Source organism: Methanosarcina sp. Kolksee (genome assembly GCF_000969945.1).
Classification (GTDB): domain Archaea; phylum Halobacteriota; class Methanosarcinia; order Methanosarcinales; family Methanosarcinaceae; genus Methanosarcina; species Methanosarcina vacuolata.
In genome coordinates this window covers 3,557,889-3,584,696 of the sequence record NZ_CP009524.1, presented here as the reverse complement: position 1 = coordinate 3,584,696, position 26,808 = coordinate 3,557,889, and the positions used below count along the sequence as shown (strand labels likewise).

The following is a 26,808-nucleotide window of genomic DNA, read 5'->3' as shown; positions in this document are numbered from 1 at the left end:
AACACCTTCGAAATTACCTGAGTTTAAAATTCAGGAGTGCCCAGCGCAGGTAATCCTTATAATCAATCTTGAAATCCATAACCTCAAGATACTTATCCAGGATTTCTCTGTTGTCTATAAACATTTTGAAAGATCTTTCTGGGAAACTATGGATTAATTTGGACAAAATAAGGGAATATTTAAGATGAGTTCCGAACTCAGCCCGGCAGAGAGCCTTATATTCGTTCAAATCTTTCAGATTTTTGCCTTGCAGACAAATTCCTGCAATTACCTCAGCCGCTAACTGCCCTGAACGAATCGCATAGGAAAGCCCCTCACCTGAAGACGCGTCTACAAATCCGGCAGCATCTCCGCTTAGAAGGACCCTTGAACCCACCACTTTTCGCTTAAGCCCTCCCCAGGGGATCTTGTGTCCGTGAAGTTTATAATCCCCGGAAAATCCATTTTTCTTAAGGAACTCAAGCATGGATTCTTTAGGATGCGAGAAGTCTTTGACAACTCCGCCGATTCCAACAGAATAATAGGTTTTGTGAGGGAAAATCCAGCCGTATCCACCTCTTGCAACCCCTAAATGAAGTTCTAAGGTTTTTCCCAGGCGTTCTTCAATTTCTCTTTCTTCAGCAGGGATTTCAGTAACAAGGCAAATTCCATATTCGTCTTTATTATCCGTGGGGCGCACACAGGTTTTGACGAGTCCCTGAGCACCTTCTGAAATTATCGCAAACTTTGCCTGGTATGTCTCCTCCCTGGTATCCACTTCAATAAAGTCGGACATTTCTCTGCAAGACAGAGCTTTTTCCCCGGTATGGACTTCAATTCCTGTTTCTTTTGCTTTTTCAAGAAGGAAAGTGTCAAATGTGTTCCTGGATACTAGCGCAAATACCCGATGGCCTTTGTGTACGTTTACTGATTGATCCTTGAAAATAACCTTTGCCCCTGTAACTTCCCATTCAATAATATCCTCAGGAAGTTCAAAATCGAGATAAGACATAGCATGCTCTGAGAGCCCGCCTCCGCAGGGTTTGTATCTGGGAAAATTTTCTTTCTCAAGCAGCAGTGTCTTTAGTCCAAGTTTTCCTGCTCTTCTTCCGGCCGAAGATCCAGAAGGACCACCTCCAATAATGATTACGTCATACATGAAAAACACCAGACGGTTATATTACTCTGTCATGAAAAACACCAGATGGCTATATTACCCTGTCACGCAACAGGATAATTATTGTGTAATTTTTGCCATTAGACGGGATTCAATATTAATTATTCGATAAAGATTGATTTTATTGTTTAAATTTAGCTATATATATTTGATAAACTAGAAAATTCATCAACTACTGTCTTTTTACGACTTGCTATTGCTCAAAGCAATGAGGTCTCGAAAATATTTAAAGATATAAATAATTAATATACTATATATAAATTAAATATGGAAACTTCCCAAATAATAAGTTATGAAACTTACATCTGAGAACTACTCTGTGCTTATTCCTCTGTAATGAGGAATCAGTGAAAATCATTAGTCTTATTTGATGTGACAGTTTCATCGTTTTAAATTTATTTATAATACTTGTTATTAGAAATATGGGATTTATTCAGTAGTAAGCTTGATAATATAACATGGATTTTCGAAAATGATTGATCAAACGTAAAGCCTCTGGAAGCAGATTCATACAGAATACCTCCAAGTAAATAAGACATCAAAAGATTAAATGAGAGAGGTAGATGGCTGTAAAAAAATTTTCCTATATGATATGCTAACTTCAAACCTCGAATAATTTCTTTTTGATATCTTCTTTGTAGTGTTCGATACTCAAAAATTCCCGACTTAATACTTGAAGAAATCACCTCAGCAGCAATGATGCCACTTTTTACTGCATAATAAATACCCTCTCCGGTACAATATTCTCCAAAGCCTGCAGCATCTCCGACTAGAATACATGGAAAATCGGGTTGTTTATAGTAGATTCCATAATAAGGAATAATATGCCCTTTAAGTTCTTTAGATTCGGGTACAAGCCCAAGACTCTCAATATAATCAAAAAGATATTTTTGGATATCTTTCATTTTTCTATTTGTTGTATAGGCTCCAATACAAGCATATTGGTCTTTAGGGAAAATCCACAGATAACCATTTGGAATCGTTCCGAAATCGAAAGTCATATTAAATTTACCAATATTATCCTTGCTTAAAGGGCAATTAATTTCGATTGCAAAACCGTAAAGATCTTTTTCAACAATGTTAAATGTTCTATTAACAATACTGTTAGTACCATCAGCCCCAATCAAATAATTACATTGGAAAAACTGCTCCTCTGTTTTGACACTGAATTCCCCATCCTTCCAAACAACTTCAGTGACCTTCGTTCCATCAAGAAACGTTGCTCCCGAATCAACAGCCCTTTTAATAAGGAAGTTATCAAATTCTTTTCTCTCAACCATTTTAGTAAGTGTTTTATTACCTGAAATATTATGAAATATCTTGTTTTTGTATGAGGCTACAACATTGTTTGTACTGTATTTTACTTCCTTTGAAATCGAAAAATCAAAAGATTTGAATGTTTTTACAGTTAAGCCCCCTGCACAGGGTTTATAACGTGGGAAAGGATATCGGTCAATAACAAGTACATTAATTTTAGATCTAGCTAACATATATGCTGCAGACGACCCTGCAGGTCCTGCTCCAATAATAATCACATCATATTTTTTCATATAAATCATTATAAAAGTGGAAGTTTGAATATAATAGTTATCAATCTTACAAAGATTTTACTAAAAATGCGAATAGTCTCTAACTGTGTAAAGTTAGTTGTTAATAAGAGCTTAAAGTGTACTTTTTTCAGATAGATTTACAGTGCTTTATTTGAGGCTGACCTTGAAAAGCCGATCGTGTCTGAGAAAACAACAACCAGGCCAAAAAATGATGAAGAGAATTACAAGGAGATAAAAAGAAGATACAGGATATCGAGCAAATTTTTGATAAAATTGGGCGCACTGTCTTTTTACAGAGCTGAATATTTGAATTAGATTTTCTTTTTATCAAAACGTTTGAGCGTTTCAATTACTTTATCATAGTCCACTATCGTATTATAACAACCATCGTTCAACAGAGGAACGCCATAAGTCACAACTTTTTTCCCATTTAAAGCGCACATTCCTTTGTTTATTTCATAATTACATGCAATTCCAAGTAGACCATCGGCAGGTTTATTTTTAAGGATGTTTCCGATAGCCGAAGAGCCGGTGGTAATATATAAGTCGTATCCATATTTTACGGCATCTTTTCTCAGTTGAGACACAATGCACTTCCCGCAGTCCCGGCATTGAATTCCAAAAATTGTTGACGGCGCAGGGCAATCTAATGAACGCACGCAGTGCGGAACAATAATTATGCGATTTTTGGTTTTTGAGAAATCTGATGCATTAGCTATGTTTTTCAAAGATACTATCCATTTGTCCAGAATTCGTGGGTCTGAAAACTTACAGAAGAAATATTTTATAGGTAAATAAAAAAAATCAAGTACATTTGAAAAGAAACCTGCAAGCCATACGTTTCTTTTCAGGCTGATTCGACTCACCAGGAGAGCAGATATCGAGATCAAAACCGAAAAAATTATGGTAAAAAACAGAGCTTTTCCTATAAAACTATACATCGCACATCTCCATTTTTCTGATAATTTCTTCCACGTCAGCTTTGGTATTGAAACAACCATCCCGAAGGAGAAGAACACCCTGCACAGGGATAAAAGATACTTCCTGCATATCTTCTGCAAGCTCATTGTAACAGGCCACACCCAGGCAAGATTGGGGCCTGTACTCCTTGAAGATCTTTTTGACAAAGCTGCTCCCAGGGATTATAAAAACCTTGAAATTGTACATATCTGCAGCTTCATATATCTTTGAAATGTCACATTTTCCGCATCGTTTGCACTCATAACCATGGATAGGGTCACACCTTGCCCTGCATTCCGGGTGTCTCATACATTGAGGAAGGAACACAACCCTGTTTTCTTTTGTGTGAACAAAGCGATCCAACATTATGGCGTTTCTTAAATCAATAAGAATATCATCTACGAGATTTTCCCGGATTCTAAAAAATCTGCACAATAATTTAGAAGGGGAATAAAAAAGATAAAGTGTAAACAGCACGAACCCCGGAAAAATTATCCTGCGTTTTTTAAAGGAATATGCCCCTATGAGCAGGGCGATCCCTGTTCCTGCGAGAGCAAAAATAACCAGATATATGAATATTTTTCCTAGAAATTCGTAAGGGATATACATGTTCAAGGGGAAGTAAGTATCGATATTTAAGTTTTGCTATCTAATAATAAAAAGAGAGAAAGAAACGAGAATAAAGAAAGCTGGAAATCCAGCCTTCCTTTTCACGCTTATGAGGTGCTAAGGCCAAGAGCCTCTGCAACCAGCTCAATTATATCTTCTACAACAATATCAGATTTGAGGGCGTCACGACCATCCGAGAGGTTCCTCTTACAGAAGGGGCACGCACTCGAGAGGATCTCTGCATTGGTTTCAAGAGCATCCTTAACTCTGGCTTCTCCCATTGCCACAGCAAGGTCAGGAATTCCTGCTTTTACACCACCGCCAGCTCCACAGCAGCGCTGGAATTCCTTTGACCTGTCCATTTCAACGAACTTAACACCAGGAATATGGGAAAGCACATATCTGGGGGCATTAAAGACTCCAACGTGGCGGCCAAGGTGGCAGGGGTCGTGATAGGTAATCGTCTTGTTGATAGGCTTTTCCCATTTAATCTTGTCCTCTTTTATAAGGTCTGCAAGGAACTGTGTAATGTGAATAACCTCAAAAGGCAGTTCTTTGCCAAGAAGCCTAGGCCAGTCGATCTTTGCAGCACGGAAACAGCCTGCACATGCAAACAGAACCTTTTTAGCACCTTTCTTCTGGAGTGACTCTACATTGTGTCTTGCAAGTTCACGGGCAACATCATTGACATGCACCTGGCCTGTCCTTATAAGGGCTGAGCCGCAACACCATTCCTCTTCACCAAGCATGGTAAACTTAATGCCCAGCTTGTTGAGCACACGTGATGTTGCAAAGGCCAGAGCGAGCTGATTGTACCCTGCAGTACAGCCAGTGAAATAGACAATTTCTGCTTTGTTTTCTATTTTCACGTCTGGGGGAACCCAGGCAAGTCTGTCTTTCTGGTCCTTCATGTAAGGGTTATGGTACTGACCAACAAGTTTTGGGAACGCGTTCTGCTTCCCATAAGGACCTATACCTTTCTTTACAAGATTTGTCCTTATAGCTTCCCAGAGTTCCACAGTGTTAATACCTGCTTCACAAACTGTTGCACAGACACCGCATGTCGTACAGCCATGGACATCATCTTTAAATTCTTCAAGTTCTGACTGAGAAACTTCCTGTGGACCAAAGAGTTTTGCTTTAATTCCATAGGATTTGTTCATGTACTGCCTCCAGCGCAGGATCTTGTCTCTTGGAGCTAATCCTGGTTTTCCGCCGGAAGCGGCATAAGTCGGACACCATTTTACACACTCACCACAGCGAACGCATGCATCAAGCTCCATGAGCTGGACTGCGGTAAGATTCTTCGTATCGATTGAAGGGGTACGTTTTGCCATCTTTTTATTCGCCTCCTTTGTTTGCAAGAAGTGCAAGCGGTATGGCGATTACATGAATATATTTACTATATGGTATAAATGCGATACAGAAGAGCAGGGAAAATATGGAGTGGAAGAGAGCGGCCGGTGGTGCTGCTGCGGGGTCAAGCCCAAAGCTCCAGATTAAGCCTGTTCGAATTCCATCGGCGAGGAAACCGGAAATAGTAACTATGAAAATTACTCCGATTAAGACCCAATCGTACATAATTGAAGCTTCCCTGACTTCAGAGACAAATAGTCTTCTTACTATTGCTATAAGGACTCCGATAAGTAGAATATACCCGAAGACATAGTTCGGAATAGAGAGCCATTCTCTAAACACGTCAGGAGTGAACGGGAGTTCAATTCCGATCTTTTCGGTAATTTCAACTGTAAACATGAGTCCGGATAGGGCAAAGAGGGTCATCCAACCCCCAAAAATACATAGATGCATAATCCAGCGGAAAGGACTTCTCTTGAGAATTCTTCTCTGGAAGACAATATCAAGTATAAGAATCTCCAGAATAGGCGTTCCATGATGATGAGATTCTTCTGTTACCTGTTTCCACCAGGTTTTTAAGAATGTGATTGCACTTCCTTTTTTTCCTTCCTGAGGCTCAAGAGCATAACCTGTGACTCCTGTTCCCCATTTTTGGAAGGCGACAATCAGACCGTATATGAAAATAACAAAGGCTAATGTAGCCATTATCATTACCTGGACAAACGTCAGCCTTAGTGCATCCGAGAGCCCAGAAAAATAAAGCATTTCCTCAATGATAATTTATTCCTCCTATGTATGGACCAAAAACTGGGAATTAATACTGCTTTTACAATTGTCATGTTACAGAACATCAATGATAGTAAAGACAGAATGATAGCCGTAGCGACTGTCTACATAAGGTTTGTATAGTCTGTTAGTGTTTGTATCTATTATATTTAAACATTATCTTTATTAATCAACAGATTAAAAAGCCCACTGAGTCGCAAAAATGAGTTGAGTGAAAGTAATCAAACGGGAAAGTAAAAAGTGAAAGTATAATATATTATAGTTAAATTATAAAACAAATAGTATACGAAACATTCGTAGAATTCTTTTGGACGGTAAAGTAAGAAATTAAGCGACAAAAAAGTAAAAAGTAAAAGTGCAGAAAAAAGAAAGTAAATAAAGTAAGGAAAGTAAGGAAAGTAAAGTATAATCCTTTTCAAAAATCCTTTTCAAAAAACTGCTTGCCCGCAACCCTTTTTAAAAAAAATGTTGATCGAAAACTCGCGAAACATTTGAGTTTGGTTGCCTTATCCCCGAACCCTATCGGCGTGATAAACCGGCGCAACGGTTTGTGATAAACCGGCGCAACGGTTTGTGATAAACCGGCGCAACGGTTTGTGATCAAACAGCGCGACAGTTGCGGGTCAACGGTTCTGTCCCAACCATTTTCAAAAAGTGCTTGTCGAAAAATATTGGTTTATGTAAAAAGCGCCTCTCAAAACGCACATGAAATTCTCTAATCACAGGCACAAAGAAATGAAAGTACTTGGAAGAACTTTCATGCCAAATTAAGAAGGCTTTTTACAACCCCACTTCTTCTTTGAATTTCTCAAGCCCGATCTCGTCAATAACTTCTCCGATTCTTCTTGGCTTGGGGTATTTTTTATAAAAGTTAATTATTTTTTCAACAAGATCCAGAGCCTGCTCTTCGGTGAGGTCTTTTGCCACTACGCTACCAAGTCTCGGACGTGGCCCTGCACTGCCCCCGACGGATAAAGTAAAGCCTTTTGCTGTACCCATTAGCCCTATATCCTTTATAATAGGTTCGGAGCACGAATTCTGGCAGCCGGAAACCCCAATTTTTAATTTGGAAGGAAGCTGCATCCCGTGGTATTTTTCATCAAGTTTTAATCCAAGACCTACTGAGTCCTGTTTGCCTCTCTTGCAAAATGTAGTTCCAGGGCAAATTTTAACGCTGCGGACACAGAGTCCTATAGCAGCTCCGGGTTTTAGATTCAGTTCTCCCCATGCTGCATCCAGATCTTCTTCTTTTAACCCTACAATTGCAATCCTCTGGGCCGAGGTAATCTTAAGGGCGGCAGCTCCATACTTTTCTGCAATGTCAGCTATTTTTCTAAGAGTTTCCGGGTATACGATTCCTCCGGGAATATGTGGAGCAATTGCATATGTTTCTCCATCTCTTTGCAGAATTGCAGCTTTTTCGGGAAGATCTCCTTTCACATACTCATGACTTACCATATATTATACACTCCTCCAACTTCACTGATTCATTCATATTTTACTTGGATTGTTTAGTTTGATCTTTACTTCAAATTTGTTCGATTGTATTTATTTTCAAAATTTGTTTAATTCGATGTCTGTTTCACAATTTTATTGCTACTTGCCTGAGGTTTTGATAGAATTATTTGACCTAATTGACCTGAGACCGGTGTCGAAACTCGGAAGCAAAAGCTAAATTCATAGATCAGAGCCGATCAATTACTGAATCAATTGGCAGACATAGCAAGTCCTGATTCAGCTCCCCCTGAAATTAGACCCCCATACAGAAGGTGAAGAATCCGATATTCCCCCATTTTTCTGGACTAAATATGTTAGAATCCAGGAACATATTTCAGACCCAGAGGTAATATTACTCGAAATAATATAAAACTTCATGTATATTGCTGAAAATATAAAAACAGTATGTCTGGCGTAATTCAGCTTTTCATAGCTCTACAGAACTTTATATAATTCACAAAATTGGAATAAAATCTTAAAATCTTGGACGAATTAACCAACCTGATTACGACAAGCAGAGTAATTAGCGATAAAAAATAGTTAGCAGTTAAAAATACCAGTTCAATAACTTAAAATATGGAAAAAGGATCAAAGGATCCTATTTTCTTATTGCTGTTTTCTCATTGCTGTTTTCTCATTGCTGTTTTCTCATTCTTTCCAGAAATCCATTAAGCCCTGCTTTATGCCTGGCTTCGTCCAGAGATGCCTTTTCAAAGAAAAGGGCAGCTTTTGTATTGCCTTCCTTCCTGGCTAATTCTGCAGCTTCAGCTTTCTCAATTTCGGCTTTACTCTCCCCGTCAAACATCATTTCCAGATTTTCAAGAGTTGTTTCTTTTACAAGTCTCAGAATTTCAGCTACCTCGGTAGCGTGCCAGGCTTCGTCCATGGCGATCTGGCGCAGGTAAACCGCGACATCCGGAAATCCTTCCCGCTCAGCAATCTTTGACATTGCGAGATACCAGCCAACTTCAGTAGTCTCTCCTTTAAATGTGTTTTTTAGAATATCTTCAAGAGTCATTGAATCACCATTTCTTTTTTAAAATAACCACTTTTATAGTTTAAACATAGAGCAGTCTTTGAATTTAAGGTTTAGCCACAGTTGAGGTCAATACCAGAATGGACCCGGCGATTTGATCTTCCGATCTTATCTTACGATCTCGTTTTTCGGTCTTATCTTTCGATCTTATCTTTCGATCTCATCTTTCGATCTCATCTTTCGATCTCATCAGTGAACTTAAGGCTAATCGAACTTAAGACTAATATATTTAGGAGTAACGTGAGGAAAGATAATATTTCTGAATTCAAACAGTGAAGAAACTACAAAGAAGGAAGAAACAAAAAAGCAAAAGCTAAAACAGGAAAGGACTGAAATATAGGAAAAAGAAATGACAATAAAACCGAAATAACCACAATTAGACCGAAGAACAGTAAAACAGAAGATAATAAGACCAAAACATAATAAGACCAAAGCACACCAAATGAAACCGGAACACACGGAAAATAATCTGCATGAAAATATATATTGATGAGAAAAATGTACAGGCTGTAAAAATACAATGCAGAATGTGTGTGACTGTCTGTGTGGAAGATGTAATCACACTTGAAAACTGACTTTAAAAAAGGATTGAGAAATTTGTCACTTAAGATTCGTGTAGTACTTGTAGAGCCCATGTATCAGGGAAATGTCGGATCTGTTGCAAGAGCAATGAAGAACTTTGGATATAGTGACCTGGTGCTTGTAAATCCCTGTAAACTCGAAGGAGAAGCAAGAGCCATGTCATCGCATGCAAGAGATGTCCTTGAAGGAGCAAGAATTGTCTCAACGCTTGAAGAGGCTGTGAAAGGCGCAAACCTGAGGATAGGAACTACAGGGGTAGCAAGCCTGAAAACCGGGGAACACATCCGTCTTCCACTCTATACTTCCAGAGAGCTCAAAGAGAGGCTGAAAGATTGCAGCGGCACGATTGCAATTCTTTTCGGGCGCGAAGACACAGGGTTCCGGAACGATGAGCTAAAAAGTTTTGATATGCTTTTTACGATTCCAACTTCTGAAATATATCCGATTATGAATCTATCACATGCCGTTGCAGTGGTGCTTTACGAACTCTCGGAGCTGGAAGGAGGTAACAGTCCGCTTGCTGATGGGTTTGATCTCCAGCTTTTATACGAGCATATGGAAAAACTGCTGGAGGAAATCGATTATCCCCCTCATAAAAAAGACAAAACTTTTTTGATGTTGCGGAGAATATTCGGAAGGGCAGGGTTAACCCCCAGGGAAGTTCAAACTTTAAGGGGCATAATAAGAAAAACCGAACGAAAAATGGGATACGAATTAAACGAGCCTGAGGGCCAGGAAACAGAAGCTTCGGCCAGCATAGAAAAGTTCATATGAGAATAAACCCTGTTTTTACATCAGAATTTGTGATACATATTATTACTTTTTTTCATCCTTTTTTAGACAGAAAACCGTAACGACAAATAAAAATTTTGCCTAAAGCCAGATTGAGAATGATATGACCGAAACAGAAAGCAAGTGGGATGAAAAGCTAAAGAGGTTTTTTAAAGACTACTACTGGAATGAAATCCTCCAGCTTGCAAACGAATATCCGGATCAGCGAAGCCTTAGCGTAGATTTTACGGATATAGAGAAGTTTGACAGAGAGCTTTCAAAAGAGTTTCTTGACCATCCAGAAGAACTTATAATGGCAGCTGAAGTTGCCCTGAAAGAAATTGACCTTCCTGTAGAAAAAAGCTTGGAAGAGGCTCACGTAAGGGTAATAAGAATCCCAAACCGAATACCTATAAGAGAGTTAAGAAGCAAGCACCTCGCGCGCTTTATTGCAATTGAGGGTATGATAAGGAAAGCAACTGAGGTGAGACCAAGAATTACTAAAGCTGCTTTTGAGTGCCTCAGGTGTGGATATATTACTTTTGTAGACCAAAACAGCTTCAGATTCGAGGAGCCCTTCGCAGGTTGTGAAGGCGAGAGTTGTGGAAAGAAAGGGCCCTTTAAGATAAGGATAGAAGAGTCTACCTTTATCGATGCGCAGAAACTGCAGATCCAGGAATCACCCGAAAACCTGAAAGGAGGTTCACAGCCCCAGAGCCTTGAGGTGGACTCTGAAGATGACCTGACAGGAAATGTCACCCCCGGAGACAGGGTTATAATTAACGGAATTCTGAAATCAAGGCAGCGCACTCTGAAAGATGGGAAATCTACCTTTTATGACCTTGTGCTTGAAGCAAATTCCATAGAGCAACTGGATAAGGATTACGACGAACTTGAAATAACTACTGAAGACGAAGAAGAGATCCTTGAACTTTCCCGTGATCCTGAAATATATGGCAAAATTGTTAGTTCTGTTGCGCCTTCTATCTACGGCTACGAGGACATAAAAGAAGCTCTTGCCCTTCAATTGTTTTCTGGAGTTGTGAAAAATCTTCCTGACGGTTCCAGAATAAGAGGCGATATACATATTATGCTTGTAGGAGACCCTGGAATTGCAAAATCCCAGCTCCTGCGCTATGTTGTCAAACTCTCCCCAAGAGGCGTTTTTACTTCAGGGAGAAGTGCATCAGCAAGCGGTTTAACTGCGGCTGCCGTAAAAGATGACCTCAATGACGGTAGATGGACAATAGAAGGAGGTGCCCTTGTTATGGCTGATATGGGGATTGCTGCGGTTGATGAAATGGACAAAATGAAAACTGAGGATAAAAGTGCCCTGCACGAGGCAATGGAACAGCAAACCATAAGTATTGCCAAAGCGGGAATTATTGCTACGCTTAAGTCCCGCTGTGCTCTCCTGGGGGCTGCAAATCCAAAATACGGACGTTTTGACCGGTATGAAGGCCTTGCAGAACAAATAAACATGCCTCCTGCATTGCTTTCCCGTTTTGATCTTATCTTTGTTTTGCTCGATACTCCTGACCATACCCTCGACACCAAAATTGCGAACCATATCCTGCAGTCTCACTATGCAGGAGAACTCTTCGAGCAGCGGGAAAACCTTCCTGGATCCCCTATTACGGAAGATATTGTCGAAGCCGAAATGGAAGTAATCGAACCTGTCATACAGCCTGAAATCATGAGAAAATACGTTGCATATTCCCGGAAAAATGTGTTTCCTGTAATGGAGGAGGATGCAAGAGCTCATCTCATAAATTTCTATACGGATCTCAGAAAAACCGGAGAGAGCAAAAACACCCCTGTGCCCGTAACTGCGAGGCAACTTGAAGCGCTTGTCCGCCTCTCGGAAGCAAGTGCAAGAATCCGCCTGAGCAATACAGTCACGCTTGAAGATGCAAAAAGAACTATCAAAATTGTGATGAATTGCCTGAAAAACGTAGGTGTTGACCCCGAAACCGGAGCCCTTGATGCAGATATACTTGCATCTGGTACAAGCATGAGCCAGAGAAACAAGATAAAAATCCTGAGAGATATAATTAAGAAGGTAAGTGAGAAGCATCCGGGAGCTAAAGCTCCTCTCGAAGAGGTTTATGCTATAGCTGAAAACGAACACGGAATAAACAGGGTTCATGCTGAAGAGAATATTAAGAAAATGAAGCAAAGAGGAGACTTGCTTTCTCCGGATCAGAACCATATAAGGCTTGTTTAAGTTTAAGGTTTGTTTAAGTTTAAGGTTTGTTTAAACTGAAAGAAGCAAAGCGCTGAAAGTTCCAGAATCTGTTTTTCGGATCCTTGGAACGCGAAAAAAACCTACATAACACATACATAGCAATTATATGAGGACGGTTAAACTGTAAATACTAAAAGGGCAATACTATTTAAAAGGGAGAGTATGTATATAAAGATCTATAAAAATGGGGAGCATGTGCTTGTTGCAGCCTGCGATAAGGAAGTGCTCGGAAAGACCCTGAAACACGGCAGTACTGTAGTCGAGATCAGCAGGGCTTTTTATGAAGGGGAACACGTTCCCGAAGAAGAACTCAAGAAAGCCCTTGAAGAAGCTACGACTGCAAATATCTTTGGAGAAAAAACAATCAAATTTGGTATTAAATGCGGGTTAATTGATCCGGATTCAGTAATAATAATTGACGGCGTACCTCACGCCCAGATCTTCAGGGTTTAATGCAGTTGTGAATTAATCCCTTGAGAGGCTGAGTCAGTGAAAGCCAAACCACTGGTTTTCAGGGCTGATTATATACCGGAATAGATAACATATGTATAAACTAAAATGCAGATTGTGATACAGTGACTGAGAACATTGACGAAGCCGGAATCAGAGTGCTGGTAGAAGAGGAGCTGATCTCCGCAGTTGTGGAAAAACACAGACGGTTTCTGGAAGAATATAAAAACGAATTTGGAGAGCTGGACAGCAGGCTGAGCCAGGTAGAAGAAAATGTAAAAAACGTAAAGAATTTCAGAATCCAGATGGAGGAGAGAAAAGAAGTCCTCAAGGAGAAACGCCAGCAGTTTTACCATCAGACCGAAGCACTCCTTGAAAAAGAAATATTTCCTAAGCTGGACCCGATTACTGCAAACAAACTTAAGGAAGAGTTTAAAAGAATCAAAGGGCAGATCGAACCTGAAGAGGAGCAGAGACTTAAAGACTCATTTATGGAAAAACTGCGTGAAACTATTCAGGCAGCCGGACCTGGAGAAAATGTTCTCTCGCTAGTGGGTTCCAGAATGGATGAAGCCAGGAATTCAAATCTTGAATTTAAAGAAATAATAAAGTCTGAAAAACAGCTTGCAGAGGATGATGGCAGTAAAGGTGAAGATATTTCTAAAGGTAAATCCCAGCATAAATGGCTCAGTACCAAGATAAAGAACCACGAAGAAGCTCTAAATTACTGGGAAAAGTTGAAAATATAACCCTTTTTCAAAAACACGCGGGTGATAGTACATGACCAACGACGTTTCAAGCACAGAAATTGCAACGGCCGACCTTTCAAACCTTAGCGAACGGGAGCTGAAGGGCAAGGTAAACGAGCTCAGGAGCAAGATAGAGAAAAGCGAAAGGCAGTTGGCATCGATTTTTAAGGAACTGAAGATTAACAGGACCGATATCGACGAGCTGAAAGAAAAGAGAGACTCTCTGAACCATCAGGTTAAGGAAAAGGTTGCAAAAGCACAGGAACTAAGAGACAAGCGGGACGAGATTAACAAAGAAATCGGTGAGTATAAGGGAAGAAGAAGTGACGTGAACTCAAAGACGCAAGAACTGTTTTCAGGAATTGCGGGACTCAAGGAACAGCGGGACGAATACAATAAATGTTCCCACGGAAGCGTGGACTCCCTTACAAAGGCTTATGAAGCCGAAATTGACGCTTTTATTAATAAAGAACTGCCTCTTGCAGTGGAAATTAAAATCTTCCAGAAGCTGAACGACCTCAATAAACGTCTGCAAGCTGCAAAGAAGGCAAATGAACTGCACGCGCAAATCCAGGAAAGTTATAAAGAGTCAAAAGGAATCCATAAGAGGGGAGACGAACTCCACGAAAAGATCCAGGCACTCTCAGACGGATCTCAGGCCTGCCACCTGGAAATGCTCGAAAATTTCAAGTCTGCAGACGAAATCCGAAAAGAAGCAAATACATATCATGCCCAGCTTACGGATAAAATCACAAACATAAACTCCATTAAAGAAAAAATTGACCCGCTTAAGAATGGTATTGCTAATAACCGGAAGGAACTTTCCTTATATCTGGACAGGTTAAAAGACCTGCAGCTTACGAAAGAAGAAACTAAAGTAAACCAAAAACACAGCGATGCCCGCGAAAAGCTTCAGAAAAACGCTCGTTTGAGCCTTGAAGATCTTAAACTCCTTATCGAAAAAGGGGATGTTAAATTCTCCAACGAGTAAGTTGGAAGGCTCTTCGATGTTTTGTATGGATATCCTCATACTGTGCTCATAAAAACCAATGCGGTCTTGAACTGAAAATCGTCTTATCCATAGGAAATCGCGAAGAGCCACTTGAAAACTCAGGAAGCCGGAGACCGAAACTGGTGTCATGGCAACTTAATTATGATACGTTGATACATAGACAACGCCCCGTCCGTAGTTCTTTTCTTAATTATAATGATTCATAACTAAGGATTATAATGATTCATAACTAAGGATTATAATGATTCATAACTAAGGAACGATTTTTCCATTGTATCGTTAAAAATTTTATTTTTTCTTCCCTTTTCCTGCAAAGAAACCTGTTACCAGAAGCACGGCTCCAAGCCCAAGAAGGAAGAGAGGCATATCAAAGCCCTCAGCGTGAGTTTCCAGTTCAGGGGCAGCGGAAGAGGATGTATTATTCGAAGCATTGTCAAAAGATTCGGTTGGCGTTTGAGGCACAGGAAGCCTGGGGTCAAGATACTGGTATACAGGTGAAAACTTCACAAGCACTCCATCTGCTCCTTCGTATATCGTATCCACAGTAAGATTAAGGATTTCCGTAGAGTTATAAGAATACACAAATTGAGAGCCTTCAGTAACAATACTATCCTGAAGGGAAACTCCGTTTCTGCTAAGTTCAATCCAGACTCTTTTGCCTTCGGTATCCGTACCTTTTATGTAAAGCTGATACTCCTGTAAAAAGTTGTGAGAGTAACCTGACCTGATATAAATTTCCTCTCCATTGATAGCAATAATAGAAAGGCTGTCTTTATCAGCAGGAATAATGGAAAGTTTTTCTTCATCTGCAGGAATAATGGAAAGTTTTTCTTTATCGGTGGCAGCTAAAGCAGGTGATATCGAGTAAAAGACTGAGAAGCACAAGGAAATTAGGAAAAAAAAGAAAAATACAGAAACAAGGTTTGTCTTCTTAATTTCCTTTCTTCTTTGTTTATTTGGAACGCGCATAAATGCATCTGCCTGCAATAATTTCTTCTTTGGTATCGTCGGCTTTTCTTATTACGAGAGCTCCGTCTGGGGTTATTCCTACAGCTTTGCCTTCTATAATTCGTGAGGGTGTCGTGACTTTTACCTCTCTTCCTATGGTATCGGAGAGGGCAAGCCAGTCATTAAGAATGTGCGAGAAAGGCTGGGTCTTGAAGAGTATATACTGTTGCTCAAGCTCAAAAAGGAAATCTTGAAGGAACGAGACCCTTTTTATATGGCTTCCAAGCTCGGCTTTCAAAGTTGTGGAACCCGCACGGAACGATTCAGGGATATCTTTCAAATCCATGTTTACATTAATCCCTATTCCCAGCACAACATAATCTACTCTATCCACTTCGGCCTTTGCCTCGGTAAGAATCCCGCAAACCTTTTTTCCATTAATTCGGACATCATTTGGCCATTTAATGCGAGCATCAAGGCCCATATTGCGAATAACGTTTGCAACTGCAAGCCCTGCAACCAGAGTAAGCCTTGAGGCATGCCTCAGAGGGATCCCGGGTTTCAGGATCACGGACATCCAGATCCCACCATGAGGGGAGACCCATTCCCTGCCCAGACGGCCCCGGCCTCCTTTCTGCACTTCGGCAATCACAAGCGTACCTTCTTCTTCCGATGCCGCGATGTCTTTTGCAGTACTATTTGTAGAAGTTACCTCTTCGTAATAATGGATTTTTTTCCCTAGAAGAGTAGTTTTGAGACCCATCTGGATTTCTTCCGGGTACAGGAGTTGAGGTACGGATTTCAGGACATATCCCCTTTTCGGAGATGATTCTATCTCATAACCATCTGCCTGAAGGGACTTGATATATTTCCAGACCATTGTCCTCGAGATCCCTAACTTGAGCCCCAATTCCTCGCCGGAAACAGGACTTTTCTGTGCATCTTTAAGTGCCTTGATAATTCGAGATCTTTTATCTCCCATCCTCGTACCCCATACAAATGTATGCGTTCAACCGTATATATTTTTTTAGCTTAAATTGATTCATATCGAACTGACCTGAATCCTGTTCCTGTTTATCAGGAGGACACATGTCACCGCTGTGTTTTCTGGGCCATGCTCACATAGGCGTGCACGGCAGCCGTAATGGCCGCAACTTTTTTGTCTTTTGCTTCAAGAGCCGAAGCCAGAGTAGCCCCTTTTTCAGCATCTGCTTTGACAACCTCTTCGACGGCTTCCATAATATTATTATCTTCGATAAAGGCCGTTGTCAGGTCGCCCCTGCGGAAGACCGGGTTACGCATGACTGCTTTATGGAAGGGTATATTGGTTTTTACTCCAACGACCACATACTCGTAAAGAGCTCTTTCCATCCTGGCAATCGCTGCATCCCTTGTCTTTGCCCAGACGCAGAGTTTCGAAATCATTGAATCGTAGTAAGGAGAAATGGTGTAACCTGTATGTACTCCACTGTCCACCCTGACTCCAGGCCCGCCTGCTGACCGGTATCCACGGATCTTTCCGGGAGAAGGAGCAAAATCATTTAACGGATCTTCCGCATTGATCCTGCACTCAATAGAATGCCCGTTAATAATGATATCTTCCTGATTAAATTCAAGCTTTTCTCCCCAGGCTATCCTGAGCTGCTCTCTTACAATATCGACACCTGTGACCATCTCAGTTATCCCGTGTTCGACCTGCAAGCGAGTATTGACTTCAAGGAAATAGAAGTTGCCCTTTGAATAAAGAAACTCCACTGTCCCTGCATTTACGTAACCAATCGTCTTTGCTACCCTGACTGCGGCTTCTCCCATCTGGGCCCGGAGTTCAGGAGTCATAATAGGTGAAGGAGCTTCTTCAATAAGTTTCTGATGCCTTCTCTGGATGGAACATTCCCTATCTGAGAGGTAAATCGTGTTTCCATACCCGTCTGCCATAATCTGGATCTCTATGTGCCTGGGTTCTTCCACATATTTTTCAATGAAAACCGAAGAGTCCCCAAAAGCTGAGCCAGCCATTTGCCTGGTAGAACTTAGTGAAGCGGCAAGTTCGTCGCTGGAATTAACCACTTTCATCCCAATTCCGCCGCCGCCTGCCGAAGCTTTAATCAAAACAGGATAGCCGATCTCTTCTGCAATTTTTACAGCCTCGACCGGGTCTTCAACTGCATCTTTCGTCCCGGGCACAACCGGAACACCAGCCTTCATCATAAGATTTCTGGCCCTTATCTTGCTTCCCATCTCGGCAATCACATGGCTTGGAGGGCCTATGAAAACAATTCCTTCTTCCTCACAGCGTTTTGCAAAGACCGGGTTTTCGGAGAGGAAACCATAGCCCGGATGAATTGCTTCAGCTCCTGTGTTTTTTGCAACTGCAAGGATAGCTTCCATATTCAGATAGCTCTGGCTGGAAGGGGCCGGGCCTATCAGGTAGGCCTCGTCTGCATATTTGGCAAAAAGGGCATTTTTATCAGCTTCCGAGCAGACCGCAACCGTGGAAATCCCAAGTTCACGGCAGGCACGCATAACCCTGATTGCAATCTCACCGCGATTTGCAATGAGTACTTTTTTGAACATAATGCCTTCCACCTCGTTACATTTAGTCGATTGACATTATTATGTCGCCAGGAGATACAGTATCTCCTTCGGAAACAAAAATCTCTCTTACAGTGCCTGAATGGGAAGCATGAACAGCATTTTCCATTTTCATAGCTTCGATGACAGCGATTGTATCGCCTTCCTCTACAGTGTCTTCGACCTTGACCTTAAGAGAGAGGACCATGCCCTGCATTGAGACGCTCACCGCTCCTTTAACAGCCTTAGCACTCGGCTTTTTGGGAGAAGCCTCAGATATGGAAACTTCCCCGCCAAGAGGTTCAATCCTAACTTCATATATTTCTTCATCCACTTCTACCTTGAAGTGGGTCGGGACTTTATATTCCTGCTGTACTTCAGGGGCAGGGGCAACTACTGCAAGAGCTTCTTCTTCCATTTCTCCCTTCAGAAACTTGGGGGCGATAGCCGGATAGAGAATATAGGTAAGTATGTCTTCTTCAGATTTAGCAATACCCATTTCTTCGGCTTCCTTCTTCCTTTTCTCATATTCAGGCTTAAGGAGGTCGGCAGGACGGCAGTGAATAGGTTCCTCGTCCCCGATTATCTTGCCTATTATTTCCGGGCTTATGGGAGCAGGAGGGCGCCCGTATAGGCCGCGCACATAATCCTTAACTTCTTTTGGAATAACCTTGTAGCGTTCGCCCATGAGCACGTTAAGAACCGACTGGGTGCCCACGATCTGGCTTGTAGGGGTGACAAGAGGCGGATATCCAAGCTCCTTTCTAACTCTGGGCATTTCGCCAAGTACGGCATCATATTTGTCAAGAGCGTTTTGTTCTTTTAGTTGAGATACAAGGTTAGAGAGCATTCCGCCAGGGATCTGGTAGATGAGCACGTTAGTATCGATCTGTTCGGAAATAGGGTCAAGTATGCCCCGGTATTTCTCTTTTAATACTTTGAAATATTTTACGGCTTCTTCAAAAGCAGTCAGGTCCAGCCCGGTATCGTAAGGAGTACCTTTGAGGGCGGCTACGACTGTTTCGGTTGGAGGCTGAGAAGTTCCCCAGGCCAGGGGAGAAAGTGCAGTGTCCAGAATATCGACTCCTGCTTCACAGGCTGCCATATAGCTCATTGGAGCCATTCCAGAAGTGCAGTGGCAGTGCAGAGAAATTGGAATGGAGATTTCTTTTTTCATGGCACTGATTATATGTGTGGCGTCATTTGGGGAAAGAAGGCCTGCCATATCTTTGATACAGATGGAATCGCACTCCAGTCCTTCAAGTTGTTTTGCAAGTTCAACATATTTCTCAACGGTATGTACCGGACTTATGGTGTAGCAGACTGTACCCTGTACGTGCGCACCAAGACCTTTTGCCACTTTGATAGAGAATTCCATGTTCCGGACATCATTGACAGCATCAAAAATCCGGAAAATGTCAATTCCGTTCTGGTAGGATTTTGTAACGAATTTCTTGACCACGTCATCCGAATAGTGCCTGTACCCTACAAGGTTCTGGCCTCTGAGCAACATCTGAGCGTATGTGTCTTTCATTTCTTTTTTGATATCCCTCAGGCGCTGCCAGGGATCTTCATTAAGGTAGCGGATACAGCTGTCAAAGGTGGCGCCTCCCCACATTTCAAGGGAGAAATACCCTATCTGGTCCAGTTGTTCAACCACTTCGAGCATATCTCTTGTCCGCATTCTGGTTGCCAGGAGAGATTGATGTGCATCCCGGAGGATGGTTTCGGTAATTTTTACACTCATGGATGAACCTCTTAAAGTCGAATCAAAATAACCGGATTTAATATTCTTGATAGTATACTTTGAACGATTATTTTTGGGGTTTCTTTTGATATTCCGGAATTATCCGGGTTAAGATTTTGATCCGTTTGAGTAAAATGTATAAGTCCTCAGGTTGTGGTTTTGATGTGATTTTCTGCGGTTTTGCCGGAAAGAGGGATTTCCGGTCATATTTAACCGACTTTTAACCGACTTTCCAGAACCGCAACCAGAGGATATTAATTTTACAGATGTGAACGCAGTACTTAATCGATCTGCGTTGATAAGAATTCTTTAATATACAATTGTTAACAAGTATATACTTTTCGCCTGTTAACATTAAGGGTATAGCTTTTAAAAAGTTCCAGGTTCATGGTACAAATTAAAAGCCATTTCATAAATTAAAAATTAAAAATTAGAAAACTAAAGTTTTTTGAACGTCGAAAAAAATATACTTGTCTGAACCGGAAAATAGCAATTTCCTTGAGTTTGCAGCTTCCAGGTTAAGCTTTTTGTTTTCTTCCCACAAAAAACCACTGATCGTAAGTCCCTTCAGAGTCGGTGTTATCTACGATCTCACCTTTGACTCCCGACCTGAGAAGGGCTCCGGCAAGAATTTCAGCCTCCGGCTTGCTGCTAACCGTAAAAAGCATGAGAGCACCCTCACTTGCGACCGAGGCCATCTCTCTTACAATATTTATCCAGAGCTCTTTATTGAATTCATAGACAAGCCCCAGCATAAATCCCATCACGGCATCAAAACTTCCCGGCTCGAAATATCTGGAAAGAGCCGTTGCATCCATTACAACCGTTCTTCGAGGGTTTAAAACTCCCTGTTCAAGCCCCTGGCAGACTGTACATTTGTTAATTTCTACAGCCAGTGGGTTAAGCCCAAGTCTGTAGAGGGCAAGTGTGGACATCCCATTTCCACAGCAGACTTCAAGAAGCCTGCCTTCAGGGTAAATCCCCTTTTTTTGAAGAACATCGAAGATTTCTGCGACCCTTTGCACACGATTTTCCGAAAAGACGCTCCCGTAAGACTCGGATTTAACCGCGCAGCCCGGGCAGAGATTCCGGTTTACAAGCATTAGCGAATAGTACTCATTAACGGCATCTCGCCAGGTTTCCGAAGAAACTTCAATTTCTTTTTCAGGGATATTGAAAGCAAGAAGAGAGTCTTTAATGGCTTCAAAATCCTTTTTAGAGCTAGTTCCTGCAAGAGCTCCCGTAAAAACCGACCAGAAATCTACAGGGACTTCCTCGTCTGCCGAATTAAAAAGTAAAAGCCCAAGTGTTTGCTCTCCTTCGTAAACTCTCAGGAGCCGCACCTTCCTTGCCTCTGCAAACCTCCGGACCCCTTTAAGATAATCAAGTGTACGCTCAATAGTCCTCTGGGCGAGATAGCTTTCCTCTACAAAATAGACGTCTTCATTAATGCCAAGGAGTTCCTGTAAAAGCATATCTGTTTAGATTCGGATAATCTCATATCAAGATTTCGAAAAAGAGATCTAAACTGGGTTTACTCCCCACCCAATAACCGTAAATCAAAACAGTTATTCTCGCCCATAATTTACTCCTCTCTTAACCCGCAAGCCTTTTGAAAAAAGCTTGATCGCAACCCTTTTCAAAAAAGGCTTGACCGAAAACCCTGAGCCAATATTTGGGTTTGATGAACTTATCCCCAGACCCTATCGGCGTGATCAACCGGCGCAACGGTTGCGGCCCAACGGTTGCTATAAAGCCGCAACTCTCTCGCAGGGCATAGTTATTGAAATTACATATCACAACTCTCACAAAATTTCCTATTCTCTGTGCTCCCAGCAGCACTTGGGTGGATCAGTCTTTTTGAGCAGGCGAAGCGAGCAAAACGGACAGGAGTCTCCGAAGCGTAATTTATGCTATAAATAAAAAACAAATAGTGAGGCTCTGGAAAGTAAAATAAAGGAGAAAAAGGTATTAAAAGCTGGAAAGGAAGTAAAAACCCCAACATAAGCAAAGTTATTTATAGAATCTGATTACAAAATCAGGAATTATAAGGATATATATTAACAAATAAAGAAGAATGGAGGATAATATGGCAAAAGTAATACCATTTGCACCAATTGAGCGTTTAATAAGAACTGCAGGTGCTCATAGAGTTAGTGAGAGTGCAGGAATGGCCCTTACAGAAATTCTGGAAGAATATGGACTTGAGATTTCAAGAGAAGCAATAAAACTCGCAGAACATGCAGGTAGAAAAACTGTAAAAGCTGAAGACATAAAATTAGCAAAAGAAATGCTGTAAACTAAGACTGACCACCCATTAACGCTATTCACCAGTGGTATCATCTTACTTTACGGGACGAAACAGAAAATAAAATGCTGGTACCCAGCATTTTCCTATTTTTACGTGAGATTCTATTACTTTTTACGTGAAACTCCATTACTTTTTACGTGAAACTCTATTACTTTTTACGTGAGATTCTATTACTTTTTATGTGGCATTCTATTACTTTTTACGTGAGACTCTATTACTTTTTACTTGAGATTCTATTATACAGCTACGTTTCCCAGATTTGCTGCGGTTAGGGATTCTACAGGGCAGGTCTTTGATAAAAAGGGAAATTATGCTCCCATTATCATATCAACGAGCCCTATTCCTGTTACAGTAACTGCCGTTACTATAATTCCTGCTATCATCACCCCTGCAGCAATTGCAGGTAAGGCCTGCCTGAACTTGACCCCAAATACAAATGCTGCTGCGCAGCCAGACCAGGCCCCGGTAGCCGGCAGGGGGATGGCTACAAAGATGGTTAGGGCAAGGAGTCCGTACTTTTCAAAGCTCTCGGTATGGTTCCGGCGAGTCTTTGAGAAGAGCCAGGTGAAGAAAGTATCAAAGATCGAGTAACGTCTGAGATAGTTTGAGACCGGCTCAAGAAAGAGCAGAAGAGGAATTACAGGAAGGAGGTTTCCAAGCACTGAGAAGAAGAAGGCCTCAAATGGGCTCATTTTATAGATGCCTATTGCAACAGGGATTGCCGCTCTCAGTTCAGAGATAGGTATAGCTCCCATGATCAAAACTGCAAGCCAGTGGGGAACAGACCCCAACATTTCTACTAATGTTATTTCAACAGACATGGTAATCAGAATTTATTAATTCCGTATGTTCATATTTTAAAAATGGCCGAATTCAAGCCATTTTAACAGTTCTAGAGATACCTGGTGGGGAGAAGATTTTTCCGAGTCGTTAAAACCTTTAATCTGAGCTAGAAAGCGCAAAATGTGCGAGTAAAGCTTCAAGCTGGATCTTTTCAGTTGCTCCTTCCGTGAGCCTGAAATCAATCTCACCTATTAAGTCTACGAGTTCAACAATACGCTTCTCAGAAAGCTCAAGGTCCAGAATCATCCGGTTATCCATTTCGGAGATTGCCCTGTAAATCTGTCCAACTATATCTTCTCCAGAGAGCCCTTCTTCGTAGAGCAATCTGTTAAGTTCCTTTCGAGCAGCCCTGAAGTTTCCACGCAGGGCAGTTTCAATCAGGTTTCTGATATCTTCCGGATTTGCGGTTGCGGTAGTTCTATAGATTGTTTCCCTGGATATAGATTTATTCGGCTCAACGAAAGCAGCAGCCTGGAGTGAATTCACGGCTTTTCTCATATCTCCCTGGGCTACGTAAATAAGAGCTTCATATCCGTCTTCAGTAACGGACAGCCCCTGATCTTTAGCTATGTATTCAAGGCGTTTCCTGATAGCCTCCTCGGAAAGTCGCCTGAACCTGAAGACTGCACAGCGGGACTGGATAGGCTCGATAATCCTGGAAGAGTAATTGCAGGATAGGATAAACCGGCAGTTATTGCTGAAACGCTCCATTGTCCGCCTGAGTGCAGATTGGGCATCTGAGGTCAGTGCATCGGCCTCATCCAGGAAGATAATCTTGAATTCGGCTTCTCCCATAGGGGCAGTTTTTGCGAAGTTTTTGATCTTTGTCCGGACAACGTCAATTCCTCTCTCATCCGACGCATTAAGTTCGGTAAAGTTTTCACGCCACATGTCTTCCCCGAAAATCTCTCTTGCAATCGAAACTGCAGAGGCGGTTTTTCCGACTCCCGGTGGCCCGGAAAACAGCAGATGAGGAAGATTTTTCATTGCAACATAGGACTTCAGGCGTTCGATTGTTTCTTCCTGCCCCGCCACCTGGTCCAGCCGCACAGGCCTGTACTTCTCAATCCATATCTCTTCTTTAATCGTAGAGTCCTCCATTCATGCTTGCACCATATTAGAGAAGATGATATTTAAACTTTTGAATGTTCTGAGTTGTTGTGTTTAACTGCATTTTAAATACAGTTTGTGCGTTACAGCCAAGATGCAACCAATATATAAATGTATAGAAAGCAAAATAAAAGAATAACAAGAGACGAAAAATGGCAACTCTAAAGTAGAACGGTTAAAGAAAAACGATAACATTTCATTTTCTTGGTCCGCTTTTACTCTCTCAGCCAAACTTATTTAAGTTTCCAGTTTTGCCACCATCAATAATTCTACGATTTATACTATCATTTCCATTATTGATTTTAGTAATATTTACGTCACTCAATTTTTCTATATCTTTTATTATATATTATTTAATTTTTTATTACTTACATAAAATATTATTTGACCATTATATTTATTTGATTTTATTTTATTTTGGACTAATTGATCTTTTCTCACTTTTACAAAATAGTCATTTTCGTATATATATAATAATAATTTTTCAAATTTAAAAAATCTATACTATATATTATTTTAAAAGTCACTGGACTATACTTGTAGGGAATTGGTATATTCGAATGCCGATCATGAATATATCATTTGTCTGACATAAAATAAATTGAGATCAATTTTATTTAATTTGCCTGAGGAGTCGAGAATGGAAGAACAAACTGATAAATCGAAAGCTGAGAAACTAACCGAAGAGCTCAAAGAAATGGCTCTAACCCTTGGAGCCTTTAGAGTAGGCATCGCAACAACCGAAACCCTTGCAGGTGGCCCTCCTTCTACGGATCTGACATATGTGTTGCCAGAGGCGAAGTCGGCAATTGTTTTTGCCCTTGCTTTTGACCAGAACCTTATAGAACCTTACTTTAGAAAAGAGGACCATAAATCCCTTGAAACCAATAAAGTACGAACTACCACCCTCGCCAATGGGATAGCCCTGGAAATGGCAGGATTCTTACAGCAGTATGGGTACAAAGCTGTCCCACAGATTGCAAATTTCGTTTACCGTCAGGATTCGGAAAACTGGCTGCTGGATATGCACCCCCCTATTTCCCATAGATACCTGGCAGTTCGCTCCGGAATAGGACATTTCGGATACTCAGGAAACATAATTACTAAGGAATACGGATCAGCAATTGTCCTGGCATCTGTAGTTACTGATGCAGAGCTTATCCCAACAGAGCCACTGCCGGAAGAAGAAAACTATTGTGACGAATGTAAGATCTGCCTTGCAGTCTGCTCTTCTGGATATGTTGACCCTCTTGAGAAGGTAACGGTAAATCTTGGAGGAAAAGAGTTTAGCTACGGAAAAAGGAGAAGCAACAGCCGATGTTTCCTTGTTTGCGGAGGACTTACAGGTCTTAATGCCTCCGGAAAATGGTCTACCTGGTCTCCGGCTCGTTTTGAGATTCCCAAAAAGGATGAAGATTTTATCGCTGCGATGCCCGGTACAATAGAAGCGTACCTCAAAAGGCCAAGTATCAAAGGCGGATTTTTCATATGCCTGATTCCAGGAAACAGAATGGAATATACCTGTTCAAACTGCCACTTTGTCTGCCATCCTGACAAAGAAGTCCGGAAAGCCAGATACAGGATGCTAACAGAAAGCGGTGTGGTCATACAGGAGCCAGACGGAACACTTAGAGCCGTGTCTCCTGAAGAAGCAAATGAGTATTTCAAAAACATGCCTTCGGAGAGGAAAAAGCTGTACGAATCGGTTCCAGAGGAGTAAACGATCCAGAACAGGGGGAGTTAATTAAGGACCACAAATATGAGGTGCGCTTACCGCACGAAAGAAAGATCTATAGAGAAGGCAGGAAGGGCAGAAAAGGTAGAGAAGAAAGAAATGTAACACAGGTCAGTCCATGTATACGGTATGCAGAGTTCTATCCATTTTTCATCTGTCCCCTATACGTCGATTAGTCCATGTACACAGTATGCAGAGTTTCATAGATCGGCCCTTTCGGAGTCAGTGTGCTTTTCTTTAAAAGCACTTTATTTACCCACATAGTACCAATTTCGATATCCATTAATTCCTTTACTATATTTATTAATGTGTTTTTCTGATCTTTCTTGAGGAACTTTATCCTGGCAAGAGTAGCATGGGCAGTAAATTCTCTGTCATCTTTTTCGAATTTAAAAGGTTCCAGTAACTCTTCTACATTGTCGTGTAACTCCCTGAAGTTTCCGGTTGCACCCAGCCAGAGGATTCTGGGATTCGAAGGCTTGGGAAATACTCCAAGTCCCCCTACTTTTGCTTCGAAAGGCTCGCACGTAATAGAGTCGAGAGCTGCAGAAAGTGAGGAAACTCTTGATTCATCCACGTTTCCCAGGAACTTCAGAGTTATGTGAACAAGCTCAGGATCAACAAACTTCAAATCAAAACCAGAAAATCTGGCCTGAAGCTCTCGAATCTTCTCCGTAAAACTGGGATCTAATTCCACTGCTATAAATGTCCTGATCAAAGCATTCACCAATCTTAATTGAAAAGCGAACCAGAAAAATCTTCCTGTTAATTTTCGTCTGGA

Annotated in this window: 24 protein-coding genes; 8 read left to right on the top strand and 16 right to left on the bottom strand. The window is 41.3% G+C overall.

Annotated elements, in window-relative coordinates:
• Window positions 1–13 precede the first annotated feature (13 nt).
• The 8 genes from MSKOL_RS14775 to MSKOL_RS14740 all read right to left on the bottom strand — a co-directional run bounded on the left by MSKOL_RS14775 (window position 14) and on the right by MSKOL_RS14740 (window position 8,932).
• Window positions 14–1,138 (bottom strand): geranylgeranyl reductase family protein, encoded by a 1,125-nt coding sequence (locus tag MSKOL_RS14775; protein ID WP_048157368.1) that lies wholly within the window; start codon window positions 1,136–1,138, stop codon window positions 14–16.
• Between the two features lie 413 nt (window positions 1,139–1,551).
• Window positions 1,552–2,706, bottom strand: a complete 1,155-nt coding sequence (locus tag MSKOL_RS14770; RefSeq protein WP_197078774.1) for an NAD(P)/FAD-dependent oxidoreductase — start codon at window positions 2,704–2,706, stop codon at window positions 1,552–1,554.
• Between the two features lie 311 nt (window positions 2,707–3,017).
• Entirely contained in the window at window positions 3,018–3,647 is a 630-nt protein-coding gene (locus MSKOL_RS14765; RefSeq protein ID WP_048122169.1) for a DUF116 domain-containing protein, read from the bottom strand.
• Window positions 3,640–4,275, bottom strand: a complete 636-nt coding sequence (locus MSKOL_RS14760) for a DUF116 domain-containing protein (RefSeq protein WP_048157364.1) — start codon at window positions 4,273–4,275, stop codon at window positions 3,640–3,642. The genes MSKOL_RS14765 and MSKOL_RS14760 overlap by 8 nt, the downstream gene beginning before the upstream one ends.
• 107 nt (window positions 4,276–4,382) lie before the next feature.
• Window positions 4,383–5,612 (bottom strand): dihydromethanophenazine:CoB--CoM heterodisulfide reductase subunit HdrD, encoded by a 1,230-nt coding sequence (hdrD, locus tag MSKOL_RS14755; RefSeq protein ID WP_048157362.1) that lies wholly within the window; start codon window positions 5,610–5,612, stop codon window positions 4,383–4,385.
• Window positions 5,613–5,616: 4 nt separating this feature from the next.
• Window positions 5,617–6,396, bottom strand: a complete 780-nt coding sequence (hdrE, locus tag MSKOL_RS14750) for a dihydromethanophenazine:CoB--CoM heterodisulfide reductase subunit HdrE (protein ID WP_048122162.1) — start codon at window positions 6,394–6,396, stop codon at window positions 5,617–5,619.
• 801 nt (window positions 6,397–7,197) lie between these two features.
• Window positions 7,198–7,875, bottom strand: coding sequence for an NAD(P)/FAD-dependent oxidoreductase (locus MSKOL_RS14745; RefSeq protein WP_048157360.1), 678 nt, complete (start codon window positions 7,873–7,875; stop codon window positions 7,198–7,200).
• A 673-nt stretch (window positions 7,876–8,548) separates the two neighbouring features.
• Window positions 8,549–8,932 carry a ferritin family protein gene (locus tag MSKOL_RS14740; RefSeq protein WP_048157359.1) on the bottom strand — a complete coding sequence of 128 codons (384 nt, stop codon included), beginning with the start codon at window positions 8,930–8,932 and terminating at the stop codon, window positions 8,549–8,551.
• A 615-nt stretch (window positions 8,933–9,547) separates the two neighbouring features.
• Between MSKOL_RS14740 and MSKOL_RS14735 the strand changes: the two genes are divergently transcribed.
• The 5 genes from MSKOL_RS14735 to MSKOL_RS14715 all read left to right on the top strand — a co-directional run bounded on the left by MSKOL_RS14735 (window position 9,548) and on the right by MSKOL_RS14715 (window position 14,741).
• Window positions 9,548–10,306, top strand: a complete 759-nt coding sequence (locus tag MSKOL_RS14735) for an RNA methyltransferase (protein ID WP_048124142.1) — start codon at window positions 9,548–9,550, stop codon at window positions 10,304–10,306.
• Between the two features lie 121 nt (window positions 10,307–10,427).
• The gene (locus tag MSKOL_RS14730; protein ID WP_048157357.1) at window positions 10,428–12,530 is read left to right on the top strand and encodes a minichromosome maintenance protein MCM; all 2,103 of its coding nucleotides are present in this window, start codon (window positions 10,428–10,430) and stop codon (window positions 12,528–12,530) included.
• Window positions 12,531–12,713: 183 nt separating this feature from the next.
• Window positions 12,714–13,004, top strand: a complete 291-nt coding sequence (locus tag MSKOL_RS14725) for a DUF424 domain-containing protein (RefSeq protein ID WP_048122153.1) — start codon at window positions 12,714–12,716, stop codon at window positions 13,002–13,004.
• 122 nt (window positions 13,005–13,126) lie between these two features.
• Entirely contained in the window at window positions 13,127–13,750 is a 624-nt protein-coding gene (locus MSKOL_RS14720; RefSeq protein ID WP_048157355.1) for a hypothetical protein, read from the top strand.
• A gap of 31 nt (window positions 13,751–13,781) precedes the next feature.
• On the top strand, window positions 13,782–14,741 hold the full coding sequence (locus tag MSKOL_RS14715) for a coiled-coil protein (RefSeq protein ID WP_048122149.1): 960 nt from the start codon (window positions 13,782–13,784) through the stop codon (window positions 14,739–14,741).
• Between the two features lie 309 nt (window positions 14,742–15,050).
• Here the strand turns inward: MSKOL_RS14715 and MSKOL_RS14710 are convergent, their stop codons facing one another.
• The 5 genes from MSKOL_RS14710 to MSKOL_RS14690 all read right to left on the bottom strand — a co-directional run bounded on the left by MSKOL_RS14710 (window position 15,051) and on the right by MSKOL_RS14690 (window position 21,503).
• A complete protein-coding gene (locus MSKOL_RS14710) occupies window positions 15,051–15,647 on the bottom strand; it encodes an S-layer protein domain-containing protein (protein WP_231592264.1) in 597 nt (198 codons plus the stop codon).
• A 67-nt stretch (window positions 15,648–15,714) separates the two neighbouring features.
• Complete coding sequence (locus tag MSKOL_RS14705) at window positions 15,715–16,692, bottom strand: biotin--[acetyl-CoA-carboxylase] ligase (protein ID WP_048157350.1); 978 nt, start codon at window positions 16,690–16,692, stop codon at window positions 15,715–15,717.
• 110 nt (window positions 16,693–16,802) lie between these two features.
• Window positions 16,803–18,284 carry an acetyl-CoA carboxylase biotin carboxylase subunit gene (locus MSKOL_RS14700; protein WP_048122142.1) on the bottom strand — a complete coding sequence of 494 codons (1,482 nt, stop codon included), beginning with the start codon at window positions 18,282–18,284 and terminating at the stop codon, window positions 16,803–16,805.
• Between the two features lie 22 nt (window positions 18,285–18,306).
• Window positions 18,307–20,028, bottom strand: coding sequence for a sodium-extruding oxaloacetate decarboxylase subunit alpha (oadA, locus tag MSKOL_RS14695; protein ID WP_048157348.1), 1,722 nt, complete (start codon window positions 20,026–20,028; stop codon window positions 18,307–18,309).
• A 518-nt stretch (window positions 20,029–20,546) separates the two neighbouring features.
• Entirely contained in the window at window positions 20,547–21,503 is a 957-nt protein-coding gene (locus MSKOL_RS14690) for a class I SAM-dependent methyltransferase (RefSeq protein WP_048157346.1), read from the bottom strand.
• A 175-nt stretch (window positions 21,504–21,678) separates the two neighbouring features.
• Here MSKOL_RS14690 and MSKOL_RS20435 point away from each other — a divergent pair, with 175 nt between their 5' ends.
• Together MSKOL_RS20435 and MSKOL_RS14685 are read left to right on the top strand one after the other, a co-directional pair.
• Window positions 21,679–21,951 (top strand): hypothetical protein, encoded by a 273-nt coding sequence (locus MSKOL_RS20435; RefSeq protein WP_156151106.1) that lies wholly within the window; start codon window positions 21,679–21,681, stop codon window positions 21,949–21,951.
• Window positions 21,952–22,105: 154 nt separating this feature from the next.
• Complete coding sequence (locus tag MSKOL_RS14685; protein ID WP_255420828.1) at window positions 22,106–22,327, top strand: histone family protein; 222 nt, start codon at window positions 22,106–22,108, stop codon at window positions 22,325–22,327.
• A 320-nt stretch (window positions 22,328–22,647) separates the two neighbouring features.
• Here the strand turns inward: MSKOL_RS14685 and MSKOL_RS14680 are convergent, their stop codons facing one another.
• Together MSKOL_RS14680 and MSKOL_RS14675 are read right to left on the bottom strand one after the other, a co-directional pair.
• Window positions 22,648–23,160, bottom strand: coding sequence for a small multi-drug export protein (locus MSKOL_RS14680; protein WP_048157344.1), 513 nt, complete (start codon window positions 23,158–23,160; stop codon window positions 22,648–22,650).
• Between the two features lie 118 nt (window positions 23,161–23,278).
• Window positions 23,279–24,283: a replication factor C small subunit gene (locus MSKOL_RS14675; RefSeq protein ID WP_048122111.1), complete on the bottom strand. Its 1,005-nt coding sequence runs from the start codon at window positions 24,281–24,283 to the stop codon at window positions 23,279–23,281.
• A 649-nt stretch (window positions 24,284–24,932) separates the two neighbouring features.
• Between MSKOL_RS14675 and MSKOL_RS14670 the strand changes: the two genes are divergently transcribed.
• On the top strand, window positions 24,933–26,012 hold the full coding sequence (locus MSKOL_RS14670) for an epoxyqueuosine reductase (protein ID WP_048157342.1): 1,080 nt from the start codon (window positions 24,933–24,935) through the stop codon (window positions 26,010–26,012).
• A 187-nt stretch (window positions 26,013–26,199) separates the two neighbouring features.
• Here the strand turns inward: MSKOL_RS14670 and thpR are convergent, their stop codons facing one another.
• Window positions 26,200–26,745, bottom strand: coding sequence for an RNA 2',3'-cyclic phosphodiesterase (gene thpR, locus MSKOL_RS14665; protein ID WP_048124138.1), 546 nt, complete (start codon window positions 26,743–26,745; stop codon window positions 26,200–26,202).
• Between the last annotated feature and the right edge of the window lie 63 nt (window positions 26,746–26,808).